13 protein-coding genes are annotated in these 13,981 nt (G+C 47.1%); 4 read left to right on the top strand and 9 right to left on the bottom strand.

What is annotated here, in order from left to right; translation table 11 throughout:
* Positions 1-3: 3 nt before the first annotated feature.
* Positions 4-885: a diacylglycerol/lipid kinase family protein gene (locus ACMA1I_RS06990; protein WP_337067579.1), complete on the top strand. Its 882-nt coding sequence runs from the start codon at positions 4-6 to the stop codon at positions 883-885.
* Between the two features lie 160 nt (positions 886-1,045).
* On the opposite strand, the gene ACMA1I_RS06985 is transcribed toward ACMA1I_RS06990, so the two are convergent.
* The 6 genes from ACMA1I_RS06985 to ACMA1I_RS06960 all read right to left on the bottom strand — a co-directional run bounded on the left by ACMA1I_RS06985 (position 1,046) and on the right by ACMA1I_RS06960 (position 7,170).
* Entirely contained in the window at positions 1,046-1,498 is a 453-nt protein-coding gene (locus ACMA1I_RS06985; protein WP_337067578.1) for a DUF6702 family protein, read from the bottom strand.
* A gap of 40 nt (positions 1,499-1,538) precedes the next feature.
* Positions 1,539-2,651 carry a LysM peptidoglycan-binding domain-containing protein gene (locus ACMA1I_RS06980; protein WP_337067577.1) on the bottom strand — a complete coding sequence of 371 codons (1,113 nt, stop codon included), beginning with the start codon at positions 2,649-2,651 and terminating at the stop codon, positions 1,539-1,541.
* 13 nt (positions 2,652-2,664) lie between these two features.
* Positions 2,665-3,978, bottom strand: coding sequence for an RIP metalloprotease RseP (gene rseP, locus ACMA1I_RS06975; RefSeq protein ID WP_337067576.1), 1,314 nt, complete (start codon positions 3,976-3,978; stop codon positions 2,665-2,667).
* A gap of 72 nt (positions 3,979-4,050) precedes the next feature.
* The gene (locus tag ACMA1I_RS06970; protein WP_337067711.1) at positions 4,051-5,208 is read right to left on the bottom strand and encodes a 1-deoxy-D-xylulose-5-phosphate reductoisomerase; all 1,158 of its coding nucleotides are present in this window, start codon (positions 5,206-5,208) and stop codon (positions 4,051-4,053) included.
* Positions 5,209-5,490: 282 nt separating this feature from the next.
* Positions 5,491-5,652, bottom strand: a complete 162-nt coding sequence (locus ACMA1I_RS06965) for a hypothetical protein (protein WP_337067575.1) — start codon at positions 5,650-5,652, stop codon at positions 5,491-5,493.
* A 21-nt stretch (positions 5,653-5,673) separates the two neighbouring features.
* On the bottom strand, positions 5,674-7,170 hold the full coding sequence (locus ACMA1I_RS06960; protein WP_337067574.1) for a GH3 auxin-responsive promoter family protein: 1,497 nt from the start codon (positions 7,168-7,170) through the stop codon (positions 5,674-5,676).
* A 167-nt stretch (positions 7,171-7,337) separates the two neighbouring features.
* On the opposite strand from ACMA1I_RS06960, the gene ACMA1I_RS06955 reads away from it, so the two are divergent.
* The gene (locus ACMA1I_RS06955; RefSeq protein ID WP_337067573.1) at positions 7,338-7,772 is read left to right on the top strand and encodes an OsmC family peroxiredoxin; all 435 of its coding nucleotides are present in this window, start codon (positions 7,338-7,340) and stop codon (positions 7,770-7,772) included.
* A 60-nt stretch (positions 7,773-7,832) separates the two neighbouring features.
* The gene (locus ACMA1I_RS06950; protein ID WP_337067572.1) at positions 7,833-8,339 is read left to right on the top strand and encodes a hypothetical protein; all 507 of its coding nucleotides are present in this window, start codon (positions 7,833-7,835) and stop codon (positions 8,337-8,339) included.
* A 708-nt stretch (positions 8,340-9,047) separates the two neighbouring features.
* Here the strand turns inward: ACMA1I_RS06950 and dnaA are convergent.
* The 3 genes from dnaA to ACMA1I_RS06935 all read right to left on the bottom strand — a co-directional run bounded on the left by dnaA (position 9,048) and on the right by ACMA1I_RS06935 (position 12,282).
* The gene (gene dnaA / locus ACMA1I_RS06945) at positions 9,048-10,472 is read right to left on the bottom strand and encodes a chromosomal replication initiator protein DnaA (RefSeq protein WP_337067571.1); all 1,425 of its coding nucleotides are present in this window, start codon (positions 10,470-10,472) and stop codon (positions 9,048-9,050) included.
* Between the two features lie 106 nt (positions 10,473-10,578).
* Complete coding sequence (locus ACMA1I_RS06940; RefSeq protein WP_337067570.1) at positions 10,579-11,514, bottom strand: metallophosphoesterase; 936 nt, start codon at positions 11,512-11,514, stop codon at positions 10,579-10,581.
* 9 nt (positions 11,515-11,523) lie between these two features.
* A complete protein-coding gene (locus ACMA1I_RS06935) occupies positions 11,524-12,282 on the bottom strand; it encodes a 5'-nucleotidase (RefSeq protein WP_337067569.1) in 759 nt (252 codons plus the stop codon).
* A gap of 156 nt (positions 12,283-12,438) precedes the next feature.
* Here ACMA1I_RS06935 and ACMA1I_RS06930 point away from each other — a divergent pair, with 156 nt between their 5' ends.
* A complete protein-coding gene (locus tag ACMA1I_RS06930) occupies positions 12,439-13,827 on the top strand; it encodes a T9SS type A sorting domain-containing protein (protein WP_337067568.1) in 1,389 nt (462 codons plus the stop codon).
* Positions 13,828-13,981 lie beyond the last annotated feature (154 nt).

Here is a 13,981-nt window from a genome sequence, read left to right as displayed (position 1 = left end):
ATTATGCCTATACGTGTTACTTTATTACACAATCCAGGTGCCGGATTCGAGCAATACACCCCTGAGGAGCTAATCAGGGAGCTTCAGAAAAAAGGCTATGAAGTAAATTATGCCTCCACCAAAGAAGACGACTACGAAGATTATCTGCGCGAGCCGGGCGAGCTGCTCGTAGTGGCAGGAGGCGATGGCACTGTGCAGAAACTAGCAAAGTACATGGTTGGCCGGAAGATACCCATTGGCTTACTACCACTGGGCACGGCTAATAACATTGCGGCAACTCTTGGTATAACAGGAGAGCCTGCCGACATAATTGCCAGCTGGAACATGAACAAAAAAAAGCCTTTTGATGCAGGCATACTCGATGGACCACAAGGCAAAGAGTATTTTATTGAGGCCGTAGGTTTAGGCATTTTTCCAGAACTTATAAAAAGTCGCGAAAAAGAAGACGAAGAGTTCGATAGTCGTGAGGAAGAACTGAAAGATGCCTTAGCACACCAACTGGAAATACTGAACAAGGCAACGCCCTTTACTGCTGAAATAGACCTGGGTGAAGAACAGATGCAAGGGAGCTATCTACTGGTGGAGATTATGAACATTAAATACACTGGCCCTAACATGAACCTGGCTCCTAAAGCTGACCCCGGAGATGGCTGGCTGGATGTGGTGGTAGTGCAGGAAAGCGAGCGTATTAAATTATCTGATTACTTGCAGGCCTGCCTGCGTGGCGACGAAAACATAGATCAGTTTGTCGTGCACCGCGCAAAAAAAATCCTGTTAACCAGCAACAGCACCCAATATCACATCGACGACAGCTCCGAAAAAGACAAAAAAGGTAAACTGAAAATAGAGCTAGTGCCACAGGGGCTGGAGTTCTTAGTTATGTAAGTAGGTAGAAAAACTTCGTACTTTTAATGCTGAAGAGGCTATAGAAGTATTTAGATCAATCAAATTAACTGTCCAGCTAATTAGCCTTCCAACAATTAAATTATTCTAATGAAAAAGCCCTTCCGGAGGCAAATTTAGCTTGACAGGATATGTGGAGAATTCAGAATGGCATCTTTTTAGGACGGTCATTCTTCTGGAAAAGGACACTGTTCGTTGTGCCTTTGGAGCTGATATTAACAATGTTCATCTGATCGTTGAAGAGCTCCATGAGCACTGTGTTGTGCACCAGCAAAGGCAGCGAGGCATGCTGCACAGGTACCTCTACATAAACCCATACTGCATCTGTCTCGGCTTCAGAACCGAGGAATTTGTGTTTTAAGGGCTTGCCTTTTTCCTGCTCAAACACCAGGTGCTCCTGCAAATATGCCTGCAGGTACTGCTGTACCTGAGCTGTATTGCTGTAGGTTATCTTGCTTTTAGCTTTTCGGGTAAGTGCCTCCTCCAGGTCATCCATAAACACCTTTACCGCTACCTCCAAGTGTTGGGTCTTTGAATTATAGGTAATGTCGGTAATGCTGGCATGGTAATCATGCGCTGCTACCTTAAAGCTCACTAGGCAACTTAGGAGAAAGGAAAAGGCGAAAAACTTCATCTTACTTTTCGGCTGGCGGCAAGTCTGCCATTACGCGCCTGGCCATGCCAGGCATGGTATCGTTTACAATTCGCTGCACATCGTTGATGTTAGACTCGTAAGGCACGTTGACCTTGTTACCCGAGATCAGTTTGCCGGAGCTGTCGTAGATAGAGTAGTGAACCAGAAAATCGCGCTGATAGTTCTGTGCTGCCCTGTCGAGGCAATTTTCATAAATCGTTTTTACTTCAAATTGGTTGATAAACACATAGTAATCGATGTCGTACTGGCTGTTATAGCGATCGAAGAAAGAAGCATCTTTCACTGTAACGCCATAGTGCTTGCTCTGATCTTTGGCTACCGGTGTAGGGCCTGATTCTTTGTTAGTTATTTTCTCTTTCTGCTTCTTGAGCCAGTCTGTTGGCGATTTCTTTTCGTTGGTTTGCACCACAGGCTGTCGGTTATACTTAGACTGCTTGTTGTCCTGATAGCTGTAATGCAGCATCTTATACACACTGCCCAGTTCGTTTAAACTGTCGCGGTACACGTCGCCCAACAAATGTATGGTTTCGTACTCGCGGCTGGCCAACATGGCATCCAGGCGATTCCGGAAGGCGTACCGGATATTGGGGCGCGGTATACGGGAGTGCTGCGCTATTTCATCGTCGGCATCAGAAAAGTACAGGTAGGGGTCAAAGGGAATGACCATGATCCGGCTCTTGGTTTTGGTTGCCACAGGTGCCGGCGAGGCGGAGGCCGTGGTACTGCCAGCGCCGGTGGTATACTGCTCCTTGGCACGTGCGCCGGTGGCCGGCACAGCAGCCGGTTGCACTGCTGTTGTGCCTGTTGCCGCTGCCTGCTTAGAAGTGGCAGCAACAGCAGAGTTCAAATAAAGTGTTTGCCCGATCTGCAGCTTATCACCGTTCCAGTGCTGCAGCGAGTCGAGCGGAATATTGAATCTCTTAGAAAGGCTATAATACGTATCGCCCTGCTTTACAATGTATACACTATCAGAAACAGCGGCTTGTTGCGGTACTTTTTCTGTTATCTGGGCTTTTGGACCAGCCTCCGCATTGGCACATACAAAAGTTAAAAGCGTAAAAAGTAATAGGGCAAAAGTTGTAATAGCTCTCATTAGGTATCCTTTTTTAGAAGATCATCTTAAACACATCGTTAAAGATAGCGAAGGCCATCAAGCCTAACAATATCACCATCCCCACTTTCTGGGCATTTTCCAAAAAGTTATCAGAAGGTTTACGTCCTGAAATAATTTCGTAAGTTAAGAAGGCAACATGCCCGCCATCGAGTGCAGGAATAGGTAAAAAGTTCATAAAAGCCAGCACCATAGAAAGCATCCCTACAATCGACCAGAATTTGTACCAGTTAAAGGTATCGCCAAAAATCTGGGCAATGCCGATGGGGCCGCTCAACGATTTGGAGGCAGATACCTCGCCACGGAATATTTTGCCAAAGCCTTTCAGGTTTGCCGTAATAACGCCAAACGCCTGATTGGTGCCGGCCGGTATGGCTTCGCCGAGGCTATAGTCGCGGGTGGCATATTCGAGCAGGGGCTTGTGGTAAAAACCCAACGTGCCGTCTTCGTTCACTTCAGCAGTTAGAGGCTGTATTTTACCTTCGCGCTCTACCTCTATCGACACTTTTTTGCCGGCATTCTTTTGCAGCGCCTCCTGCAGTTCGTTAAAGAACGTTACATTTTCACCGGCTATTTTCTTAAATACATCTCCTTTTTGCAGGCCTGCTTTAGCTGCAGCACTATTAGAGACAACTTCTCCTACCTCAAAAGGAACACGTGGCTGCACAAACAGCATGCGTTCTTTATTGTCTGCCACTCTGTCCATCAGGTCGGCAGGCACCTTCAGGTCGATGCGTTGTCCATTGCGCTCTACAGTGTAATAGGCGTCGCGGCCCAGGAGCATATCCATGGAGTACACATCTTCGAACTTCTCTAGTTCCTTGCCATTTACAGCTACAATTTTATCGCCGGTCTGGAAGCCGATCTCTTTGCCTATTTCGTTGGCTACCACGCCAAACTTGGCCTGAGAGGCCGGCAGATAGCTTTCGCCGTAGTTGTAGGTAAGAGCAACATAAATAACAATACCTGTAATTACGTTTACAATAATGCCGCCCATCATTACTATAAGGCGTTGCCAGGCTGGTTTAGCCCTAAACTCCCAGGGCTGCGGTTCCTGCTTCAGGGTTTCAGTGTCTAAAGACTCATCTACCATACCCGATATTTTCACGAAACCGCCCAGTGGGATTAACCCGAGCATGTATTCTGTTTCACCTATTTTCTTACTTAAAATTTTAGGGGGGAAACCGATGGCATATTTCTCAACGCGCATCCCGAACCACTTAGCAGCCAGCATATGGCCCAACTCGTGCAGGCCAACCAGAATTGTCAAGCCCAAGATGAGCTGGCCTGCCATTATTAAAATATCCATTTATAAAATTTAAAAAGTATGCTTTTTCACAAACAGCAGAAACCCTGCCGAACCAAAAATTTATTTTCTCTACTACCTGCTCACCAGTTCCAGGGAACGCGCACGGGCTTCCTGGTCGGTTAGTACATAATCGTCCAAAGAAGGTTTCGCAATATACGCAACTTTCGCCATACAACTTTCTATGATGTCTGACATCTCCAGAAATCCGACTTCGTCGCGCAGAAAAGCACTTACGGCTATTTCGTTTGCAGCATTGAGGATGCAAGGCATGTTACCGCCCTGTGCCATGGCATTGTAAGCCAGCTGCAGATTCCGGAAGCTCTCAAGATCGGGCTGCTCGAAGGTGAGCTGCGGGTAGTTCAGAAAATTGAAACGGGGGAAATCCGATTTTAGTCTGTTGGGGTAACCCAGCGCGTACTGGATGGGAAGCTTCATGTCGGGCAGACCGAGCTGGGCTTTTATGGAGCCATCCTGAAACTGCACCAGCGAGTGCACAATAGACTGCGGGTGCACCACCACCTCTATCTGGTCGTAGCGTAGGCTGAACAGCCACTTTGCCTCTATCACTTCCAGACCCTTGTTCATGAGCGAAGCTGAGTCAATGGTTATTTTGGCACCCATTTCCCAGTTTGGGTGCTTCAGGGCCTGGGCTTTGGTAACGGTGCGCAGGTAGGCAATGTCTTTGCCGCGAAAGGGTCCACCGGAGGCGGTGAGTATGATCTTCTCGATGGGATTGTGAAACTCACCGGCCAGGCACTGAAAAATAGCACTGTGCTCCGAGTCTACAGGGTAAATATTGACGCCCTTCTGCCGCGCCAGGTCTGTAATCAGCTGCCCTGCCACTACCAGCGTTTCTTTATTGGCCAAGGCTATTTCTTTGCCTGCCTCTATGGCCCTGATGGTAGGCTGCAGACCGGCATAGCCGACCATGGCCGTAAGCACCATATCGACCGTACTCATCTCCACCACCGAGTTCAGGGCATTGGCTCCGGTGTAAACTTTAATGTCTTCCTGCTTCAGCGCCTCCCGTACTTTTTCGTAATGTGCCTCGTTGCAGATAACGATGGCATTTGGTTTGAAGGCAAGTGCCTGTGCAATTAGCAGGTCGGCATTGTTGTGTGCCGTAATTACTTCCAGCTCAAAGCTGTCGGGGTTTGCCGCTATCACCTCCAGCGCCTGCGTACCGATGGAGCCGGTAGAACCCAGTATGGCAATTCTTTTTCTCAAAATCTGTTTCTCTAAATTGCGATCTTTCCTTCAGCTGTAAAGCTGCTGAAATGAATTATTCTCATAAAAACGACTTTTTATTAGATTTTAGATGCTAGATTATAGATGTCAGACTACTTCAATAGTTAAAGGCTAGACCGAAATCTAAATAATCAGAACAACCATCTAACCTTTCAACAATCCGCAATCAAGAACCAGCAATTAAATTATTCTAATAAAAATAGCCTTCCAGACCCTTTTTTTAATTGGAGGCTCAAGGGTCAAAGAACCCGCCTGTTGCTTCACTTAAAAGTAATGTGCCAGTGTAGTGGCCACTAAGGTAACGATGTAAATAATTATGAACCACTTAAATGTTTTCTTCCGGTTCACCTTATTTTTTAAAAAAGGATAAAACAGAAAGTAAAGCACCACTCCCCCCACAAACATCAAAGTTATTGCTTTCAGCATATCCCTTATTTTTGTAACGCCTTACTTTTTTACCTCAAGCAAGCCATCTGCCAGCGTCCGGTCGTTGCTCAGGCGCGGCACCTTGTTCTGGCCTCCTAGTTTGCCCTGTGAGCGCATGTAATCTCTGAACGTACCAGCGGGCAAAGAAGTAACCTTCAGGTCGGCTAAAATGTTTCCGGTAATCAGGTCATCGTAGTAGGTGTTGAGCTGCTGCATCTGCTTGTTCAGTTCCTGCTCAAAACCCTCCAGGTCGTGGGGCGGTTGGGCAAACTCCACCAGCCACTCGTGGTACGACTCGCCCTCGTTCTGGCTCACGTATGGTGCCACTGTAAACTCAAACAGTTCCACCTCCTTGTGCTTGCTAATGGTGCGTTGCATCGCCTTCTCCACTTCCTCGCCGATTACGTGTTCGCCAAATGCCGAGATAAAATGCTTGATGCGGCCACTCACAATTACTTTATATGGCTTCAGGGAAGTAAACTTTACCGTGTCGCCAATAGAATAACCCCACAGCCCGGCATTGCTGCTCACGACCAAGGCATAATTCACCCCCAACTCTACCTCCCCAATGGTGAGGCGGGTGGGGTTCTCATTAAAATATTCTTCTGTGGGGATAAATTCGTAGAAAATGCCGCTGTTGAGGAGTAACAGCAGTCCTTTGTCGTTTTGCTCGTTCTGAAACGCAAAGAAGCCCTCTGAGGCCGGAAAGAGCTCGATAGAATCTACCTGCTTGCCAATCGATTCCATCAGCTTTGGCCGGTAAGGCTCAAAATTTACGCCACCGTACACAAACAGCGAGAAATCCGGAAAGATGTCTTTTATCTGCTTGCCGGTACGTTTCATCAGCTTATCGAAATACATCTGCACCCAGGGCGGAATGCCTGAGATCAGCGTCATCGGCTGGTCAATGGTTTCGTCTATGATTTTGTCGAGCTTGGTTTCCCAGTCTTCTATGCAGTTGGTCTCGTAGCTGGGCATTTGGTTCGTGCGCAGGTAGCCAGGCACATGGTGGTTCGAGATACCCGACAGGCGACCGGTTTTGATACCGCCTACCTCCTCCAGCACCGGACTCCCCGATAAAAACATAAGCTTGCCGTTCAGGAACTGAGCCTTGCCGGTTTCGTGGATGTAGGCCAGCAAAGAATCGCGGGCCCCGTTGATGTGGTTCGAGATGGAATCGCGGGTAATGGGGATGTATTTGGTGCCGGAAGTGGTGCCGGAGGTTTTGGCCAGGTACAACGGTTTGCCCGGCCAGAGCACATCCTTCTCCCCTTCTTTTACGCGATTGAAATAGCTTTTCAGCCCTTCGTAATCTTTTACAGGTACCGCCTTCACAAAATCGGCGTGCGAGCTAATGCTGGCAAACTGGTGATCGCGACCAAAGGCAGTGTTCTGAGCTTTTGCCAGAATATGATCAAATACAGCTTTCTGAGCCTCAACCGGATGTTGGATCCATTGCTGATGCTTTTTGTGTATGTACGCTGCGAAAGCCTTACTTAACCATGCTTTTACACCCATAAAGTTTATGTTAGTCCTGATGTAAAGATAGGTAGATAAAGCCTAATGGCATAAAAGGCCGTAAAGAAAATAAGGAAAGCTCCTGTTTTCTTTCTATTTCGCTATTATTTTCATAACCTTAACTCTTATAACAATGTTATACACTTTATAAAAATCAATCTAAAATTATGAAAGCACACAGAGCATCAGCCAAATGGAACAAAGGTCTGAAAGATGGTTCGGGCCAGGTAAAAACAGGCAACGGCACCGTTGAAGCCAACTATACGTTTAATACCCGCTTCGGCGACAGTACCAACGGCACTACGCCCGAAGAACTGATAGGTGCAGCCCACGCCGGCTGTTTCTCTATGTTTCTGAGCGCTCTGGCTGGCAACAAAGGCCTTAGCCCCGAGTATGTTCAAACCGATGCGAAAGTGTATTTGGGAGAAAAAGACGGTGGGCCGCACATTATGAAAATTGAACTCACCACCGAAGCCAGCATTCCAGGCATTTCAGAAGAAGATTTCCAGCAGCTTGCGCAGGAAGCTAAAGCGGGCTGCCCGATCTCCAAAGTCCTTGCTGCTGTACCGGAGATGACATTGAAGGCTTCTTTAAAAGCGTAAAATCGCTATATTGCAGCCAATTTAGCGGTTGCCGCTATTGTTCTACCTCATTTTACAGCTATGTCGCCTACCAGTAGTAATGCCAGATCATCTTTAATCGTGCAGCTAAGCCCAACCAGAAATGCCTTGCTTTCTTTTATGGTTCAGTTTACGCTCGCGCTTTCCTGGGTGGGTTGGGCTGTGTACATTCTGGCGCAGCGAGACCCTTTTAGCGAGCAAACGCTGCTGTACTATATCTTTTTATTTGTGGCGCTTTCGTTTCTGGTCTATGTGGTACTCCAGAACACCTCTGTCTTCGGTGTGCAATCTTATATTGAGGTTACGCCGGAATATATTGTGCACAAAGAGGGTGTTTTCCGAAAAAAAGAGATGGCGACCATTCCAGAGATTAAGGCCGTACAGCTTGCCCGTCGTTCTATGCTTATTCAGGAACGTAACGGCGCTGAACTACTGCTGAATCTGCGGCAGGTTCGCAAAAAGCGTGATGTAAAGCGTTTGAAAGATAAAATTAGTGAACTGGCTGCGAAGTATCAGTTTGAAATGAGTACGTTAGATACCAAAAAGTAGGAACTATTAGGTAACCTTTCTCGCATTCTATACAACAGCCTCTGCTTTACTTGAAAAGCGGGGGCTGTTTCTTTTTATCTGTAGCTAGAGAGTCTGATTCGTTTAAATCATTTATATAGCAGGTGTCGTATTGCCCCTTTTTGTCATCCTGGAAGGATCTTGTGGCCAGTGGCAGGTGCAGGTTTAGTCTAAGTTTGCATAGTTTCTGTTACAGCTGTGACCTCGCAGTGAAGCTGTTGTATTGCTGGAGTCTTTGTTCTTTTTGTCTTGATACAAAAAGAACCAAAAAGATCAAGACGATTTTGTCTAAAGGCCCTCGCTAGTGCGAGCTTGTAGCTCGTACTAGCGAGGCCAACGGTTTGACTTTCTAGCGTCGGCCATATTTGATAGCAGTCGCTGATAGCTTATTAGTCTAAGTTCGCATAGCTGCTTTTACTGCTGTGACCTCGGGGTGGAGCTATTTCATAGCTGGCTTTCTTGTTCTTTTTGTCTTGATACAAAAAGAACCAAAAAAATCAAGACGATTTTGAACTCGCTGAACGCTCAAACAAAAAATCGTCAACTTGTGCACCTGGCAGTGGTGTTCGCACTGTAGCCTTATGCTAAATTATTCTAATCAAATAGACCTTCCAGAGCCAAAAAACCTCTAAAGCCCTTAGGCTTGAAGCAATTTCTAATTTTGAATTTTTAATTTGGCGCAGCCTAGCCCTACCCTGCTTTGGATTTGAATTTCTTTTGAAGTTCCTGGATGCTGGCTTTGAATTTCTTGTCGGTATCGATCATGTCGGACACCGTTTGTACCGAGTGGATAACGGTACTGTGGTCGCGGCCGCCAAAGTGGTAGCCGATGGACTTGAGGGAGTGGCTGGTAAATTCTTTGGCAAAGTACATGGCTACCTGACGCGCCGTCACGATTTCCTTTTTACGGGTTTTGGCTTTTAGCGAATCGAGGCTTACCTGAAAGTACTCGGCCACGGTTTTCTGAATAAAGTCGAGGTTTACTTCTGTCTCAACGTCTTCAATAATATGCTTCAGAGCCTGCTTGGCAAGCTCCAGGTCAATTTCTTTGCGGTTCAGCGAAGACTGCGCGATAAGTGAAATTAGTACACCTTCCAGCTCTCTCACGTTGGTATCTACGCTGTAGGCGAGGTACTCCACCACATTATCCGGAATATCGATGCCATCGCTCTGCATCTTTTTCTGAATGATGGCCATACGCGTTTCAAAGTCCGGGCTTTGCAAGTCGGCCGTAAGCCCCCATTTAAACCGGGACAGCAAACGCTCCTCCAGCCCCTTCAGGTCGCGTGGCGGACAGTCGGAAGTCATTACAATTTGCTTACCGGACTGGTGCAGGTGGTTAAAGATGTGGAAAAACATCTCCTGTGTTTTCTCCTTGCCACTCAAAAATTGCACATCGTCAATAATCAGGATGTCGACGAGCAGGTAGAAGTTGGCGAAGTCCTGCACATTGTTTGTCTTGAGCGATTCGATGAACTGGTTCACGAACTTCTCCGACGAAACATACAGTACAAACTTTTCGGGGTTGCTGTTCTTGATCTGGTTACCAATAGCCTGCACTAGGTGCGTTTTACCTAGACCCACGCCACCGTACACCATCAGTGGGTTAAACGAGGTGGTACCGGGCTTGTTGGCTACAGCATAACCAGCAGATCGAGCCAGGCGATTACAGTCTCCCTCAATATAATTCTCGAAAGTATAAGAACCGTTCAGCTGCGAGTTCAGGAAGTTCCGGTCAATGGTTTTCGACTCGAACGGGCTTTTGATAAAGTTCTGCTCAGGCCTGTAAGAATTAACAACTGCCTGTGGAATTTTTTTGGTCGGAATGTTGACAGTTTGTGGTTTGTTGGAGTCGTTGCCCCTATCCACAATAATAGAATATTCCAATCTGCCTTCGCTCCCCAGTTCGTGGTAGATGACCTTCTTCAGCAGGCTGACATAGTGCTCCTCCAGCCATTCATAAAAGAACTGGCTGGGCACTTGTATAGTTAGCACGCTGTCGCGAAGCGATATCGGCTTTATTGGCTCAAACCAAGTTTTAAAACTTTGTTCGCCAATGTTTTCCTTTATCACCTGTAGGCAGTTGCTCCATACAGTTGTACAGTCTTTAATCATCCAATTTTCCAAAACTCACAAGATTCGTTTGGTGAAACAAACCTCTCCTTTATCGGCAGGGGGGTTACAAATTTGCTCAAATATTTCTAAACAAAAAATTATTTATTTACGAAGTTAATACAGGGTTATCCACACCCAGAACAGCTGTGCGTACGCCCACTTTCTCCTTTGTTTTTTTCTGAAAAGTAAAGTCGATCCGGCCCAAAAACAGCCCCGACCACCCCACCTGGTTGATCATAGTTTCGTGCCCGCTGCCGTGTTGAATCAGTTCAGGCTCCTCCATAAACGTGTGGGTGTGCCCACCCAGAATAAGGTCTATACCGCTTACGCGCTGCGCCAGTTTCCGGTCGTCTATTTTTTCGGAGGTATAGCTGTAGCCCAGGTGCGAGAGGCAAACCACAAAATGGCATTTTTCCTGTTCCCGCAGCACCTGCACCATTTCCTCCGCTTTCTGCACCGGGTCAAGGTAGAGGGTTTCGGCATAATTTTTTTTCCCTACCAAACCTTCTAACTGTATGCCTAAACCAAACACCCCAATACGCAGCCCCTGTTTCTCAAATACCTTGTAAGGCTTAACCTGGCCATCAAGTACGGTTTTGGAAAAATCGTAGTTTGCACTCAGAAAAGGGAAACCAGCATGGGGCAGTTGGCGTTGCAGCCCCTCCAGGCCGTTGTCGAAGTCGTGGTTGCCCAGTGTGGCGGCATCGTAACGCATCTGCGTCATGAGCTTAAACTCCAGTTCTCCTTCAAAAAAGTTAAAGTAGGGTGTGCCCTGCCAAATATCGCCTGAGTCGAAGAGGAGCACGTTAGACTCCTGCGCCCTTATATCTGAGATGAGCGTAGCTCTACGAGCCATACCACCCATACCGCCGTAAGCACGGCCATCGTCCGGAAAAGGATCGATGCGCGAGTGCTGGTCGTTGGTATGTAAAATGGTTAATTTTATGGCCTGGTTAGCAGCCTCTGCCGAAAATGGAATGCCAAGCAAACTTATACCTGCCGCCCCTGCTGCCGTTGTTTTTAAAAAGTCTCTTCTTTTCATGGTAGTGGTTTAGGGATGAATGGTAACACGTGGCGCAGTATCAACAGTTATAGTTTTTCCGCTTGCTGTTAGCTTCCTGATGTGCCGGATTATAGCATCGCGCATTAGTATGTCCACTTTATCTGTAGCCAGGGCTTTGCTGAACATACTCATGTTGTCGCCGCCGTTTGCCAGGTAATCGGAGGTGAGTACCGTATAGTTTTTAGCGGCGTCAAAAGGTTTTCCGGCAATGTATATGTCTGTTGCCTTGCCGCCTACTACAGTGTAGGTAGCGTTGGCCATGGGGGCAATTTTGGTACGGGCGGCAAAATCGAACAGCTCCTGCGTGGTAGAACCATCCAGCGTAAGCACGAGCAGCTCGTTCTCGAAGGGCATAAGTTCAAAAGCATTGCCTATGGTTACATCTCCTTCCGGTATCGGCGAACGAAAACCACCGTTGGTAGCCACTGCCATATCAATGGGTTGATCATACAGTTCCTGCGCCACCTCCAGCAACAGATCCACTACAAAATTACCCAGCGGCGACTGGTACTCTCCTTTTGTTAGCTCTGCCTCGGAACGCCCAATTACCTCCGACATCTGTGTGGTTACCCGCTCGCGATAGGGTGCAATGGTAGCTTCCGCAAAACTGTTTTCTTCCAGAGTACCATTTACTGGTACATCTGTGTGTTCTGTGCCAGTGGCTGCCTGCCACACCCGCGGCTGGCAACTGACCAGCACTAACAAGAGTAGCCACGTGCTGGAACTGGCCCGGAATAGCTTTTTCATTTAAAAGAGTTGATGGTCAAAAACAAAATGCAAAAGTACAGAGATAGGACCAGCAGCGCAACCAAGTTAAAGCCTAGTTTAAATTTAAAGTCTAAACCTTGATTTTTATTGAAATATTATTAATTTTATACGAAGTAATACAAAATACACTCCACTATGAAACAACTTCTATCGCTCCTGCTCCTTTGTTTCTCCTGCCTTTGGCTAACGCCAACCCAGGCATCGCACCTGCGAGGAGGCTATATTACCTATACCACAGATGCACAGAACCCGCGCAGTTACAATTTTGAGATGGTAGTTTTCAGAGACATAACTGGTGTGGGTGCCGAACCCTCTGTTACAATTTTTACTGGTCTAGACAACGTAATAGTTACAAAAACATCAGAAATAGACCTCGGTGATAACATTAGCAGACTGACTTACGTCTGGAACTCCACCTATCCTGCCGATGGCACCTACACCGTCTCCTGGGTAGGTATCAATCGTAATAATAATATATTAAATGTAGCACAACCTTCAGAACAGCACTCCTTTTTGCTGCAGACTACCTTTACCGTTAGCTCCCTTAACCCCGACAGGCACGGCATAAACTATTTAAACCCCTCTACCACAGATGCCTATGCAGGCACTCCCCTAAAATTTAACCTCCAGGCGTACGATGCAGATGGCGACAGCCTTGTTTACTCCCTTACCAGCCCTTACAGAATGAGTGCCAACAACACGCCGCAGCCTGTGCCAGGTTACACCATTCCGGAGGGCTTGTCTGTAAACCAATTTGGCGAAATTAACTGGCCTGAACCGACTACAAAAGGAGAATTTATCTTTGCAGTGGAAGTAAAGGCCTATCGCGACAAGCGCCTAGTACATACCAGCATAAACGACCTGCAGGTATTGGTGCGGGATGCGGAAGCTGCACCGGAGTTTTCGCTCACAAACCAAAACCAGCTCAACATATCCAGTGGTGGCTACATACTGGCTAAACCCGATATACCACTCAAGTTGAGCTTCTTTGTCAAAAACCCTTCAGACAAAACATTGGAAGTGTTACAACCAGTAAGCGAACTACAGGAACCGCACCTCAATACCCAGAACACCATACAGATTGCCCACCGCGATTCTGCCGGTGGCATAGTAAAAGAAATCCTTTTTACGCCAACCACATCGCTTAAACGAAGCGTGCCTTTTGCGCTCGGCATACGTGGTCAAGTAAAAACGCAGGATAACGGCCGGAATTTGTATAAACGAGAATTTGTTTATTTGCTTGTAGGCGACCAGTTGTCTAATTCGCTGCCCGACCTGCTCCCTGAGTTAGCGCACCTGCTCTACCCCAACCCAGCTGGTACCCATTTTATCGTAGAGGCTCCCGCTGCCTCTTCTGCAATTTTCAGGCTTTATGCCCTCGATGGCCGGCTGGTGAAGGAACAGGTGCTGCAGCCTGGCAAGAACAGGGTGGTAAGACCTTCCGGCATCAATACCGGCCTCTACACCTACCAGATCAGCAGCCATGGTTACCGGAGCAGAACAGGCAAGTTGTTGCTGGAGTAAATTGCAGAAACCACGTCCGGAAGATTAAATTCATTAGAATAAATTACAGAACTGCGCCGAATGTAGCTACGCCAGATTAAAAATTATACATGTATCCAAAGGTAGCTAGGTAGCAAAAAGAGCTGAGGTCTAATGTCTTTTAAATACCTCAGAA

The organism is Pontibacter sp. 13R65, assembly GCF_047525655.1.
In the GTDB taxonomy this organism is placed as follows: Bacteria; Bacteroidota; Bacteroidia; order Cytophagales; family Hymenobacteraceae; genus Pontibacter.
This window is presented reverse-complemented; position numbering and strand designations above follow the sequence as displayed.